The 1,809-nt window shown below is 31.6% G+C and carries 4 protein-coding genes; all 4 read right to left on the minus strand.

Annotated features, from left to right (window positions below; genetic code table 11):
- Positions 1 to 186: 186 nt before the first annotated feature.
- Positions 187 to 609 (minus strand): acyl-CoA thioesterase, encoded by a 423-nt coding sequence (locus V7014_RS22380; RefSeq protein WP_335510490.1) that lies wholly within the window; start codon positions 607 to 609, stop codon positions 187 to 189.
- A gap of 107 nt (positions 610 to 716) precedes the next feature.
- Complete coding sequence (locus V7014_RS22385; protein ID WP_335510492.1) at positions 717 to 860, minus strand: acid-soluble spore protein N; 144 nt, start codon at positions 858 to 860, stop codon at positions 717 to 719.
- A gap of 54 nt (positions 861 to 914) precedes the next feature.
- Entirely contained in the window at positions 915 to 1,046 is a 132-nt protein-coding gene (locus tag V7014_RS22390; RefSeq protein WP_205061176.1) for an FbpB family small basic protein, read from the minus strand.
- 138 nt (positions 1,047 to 1,184) lie between these two features.
- Complete coding sequence (locus tag V7014_RS22395) at positions 1,185 to 1,691, minus strand: peroxiredoxin family protein (RefSeq protein ID WP_335510495.1); 507 nt, start codon at positions 1,689 to 1,691, stop codon at positions 1,185 to 1,187.
- Positions 1,692 to 1,809 lie beyond the last annotated feature (118 nt).

Raw genomic sequence — 1,809 nt, forward strand, 5'->3', positions numbered from 1 at the left:
TACTTTCGTTTTGAAGTGAGAGTCCTAGCACCAGTTAGAACGTGATCAACAAGAAGAATGCCTGTATCGTATATGTAAAATTCTAAAACACCATTACCTTAGAGGACGCCTTCTTTCTTCTTTATTTTTTACTAGATAGAAAAAACCGCCTTATTACATCAAGGCGGCTTTTATTAATCCACATATTTATTTTTGTTTTTTATTTTTCTCATATACTTCATGCCATTCAGGAAAATAACGTTTCATAGAAATCGGTCGAAAAGAATCTTTTTTTACAACGATGTTCATTGTAGTAGCAGTAACTGCTAATTCACCATCCTCATTATAAATTTCATAACCATATGTGGTTCGTGTTGGTGAATACTCTTCGATCCATGTATGTACTGTTGCCGTTTCACCGTATCTTAATGATCTTTTATAAGAAACGTGCACTTCTAATACTGGTGAAACGTAACCCGTTTTCTCCAATTCACTATAATTAAATCCTAAATCTTTGACAATTTGTGTTCGCCCCAATTCTAACCAAACTAGATAGTTTGCATGATAGACTACTCCCATTTGGTCCGTTTCAGCATATCGAACTTCTATATCTTTTTTAGAGATAAACACTCGGCAACTCCCCTTCCTATTTGTTATTTTAACATATGATAAAAAAGAATAAGAGAACTCTAATTCAAGAGATCTCTTACTCTTTTACTACATTCATATATAGGTGCCTATTCACCTTTGGTTTGTATTACTTGTGGATGCTGACCTGATTGGTCTTGCATTTGTTTTCCTTTATTACCACCAGCTGAACGCGATTTTGTACCAATATGATTTGGTGCAAAATGTTTTGAATCTTTTTTTGGATTACCCATATACACACCCTCCTTACCTCTATTGTTTACGAAAGTAGGAGAAACATGTAATATTTATTCTGCTTTTTCTAAATGTCGTTCTTCTAATTTTCTTTCAATTCGTTCTAAAGCTTTCATATCTTTTAATAATTCATTTTTATTTTCTAAAACTAAATCCTCAAACGAAAGCTTACGTCTTTTCTTCATATTATCACCTTCTTATCTTTATGATAATACTTATTATTAGCAAAAGAACGATTATTTATGTCATTATTGTTACAAATCTTATTATTAAAATTTTTCTAACTATTTACATTTCTACTAAAAATATGGCTTCACATTTTCTTATAGTTCACTCATTATTTGATTTAATTGTTCAAATGTAAGCTCACCAATCTGTTTTTTTACCAACTTTCCTTTTTCATCAATGAAATAAGTAGTAGGTAAGGACAATATATCATATTGACCTGATACTTCAGATTTTTCATCTAATAAGATTGGAAATGTAAGATTCATACTGTTCACATAACCAGCCACATCATTCTTTGGATCTGTATTAATGGCTAATATCTCTATTTTATTTTTATTTTGTTGGTAAAACTTCTCTAGAGCAGGCATTTCTTTACGACACGGTGGACACCATGTTGCCCAGAAATTTAAGATCACCTTTTTCCCTTTATAATCCGATAACGATACATTTTCACCTTCAAGATTTTGAAGTGTAAAATTTGGTGCCTTTCCCCCTACGTCTAACCCCGGTAATTCTGGTTCTTTTTTTTTGTCCATAGCTTGTACAATCGCTACAGAAATAAGCAAAAGTAAAATAATTCCTGATATTATCTTTTTGATCAAACCCATTTCCCCCTCTGCTTCCAAATAGATGACTCTAGTTTACAAGAAATAAAAAATATGCCAATTAAGGTTTCTTTTTCTTAATTGTAGCCCAGAAGGTATATAGTAACAATCAAAT

The organism is Bacillus sp. JJ722, assembly GCF_036963345.1.
In the GTDB taxonomy this organism is placed as follows: Bacteria; Bacillota; Bacilli; order Bacillales; family DSM-1321; genus Bacillus_AD.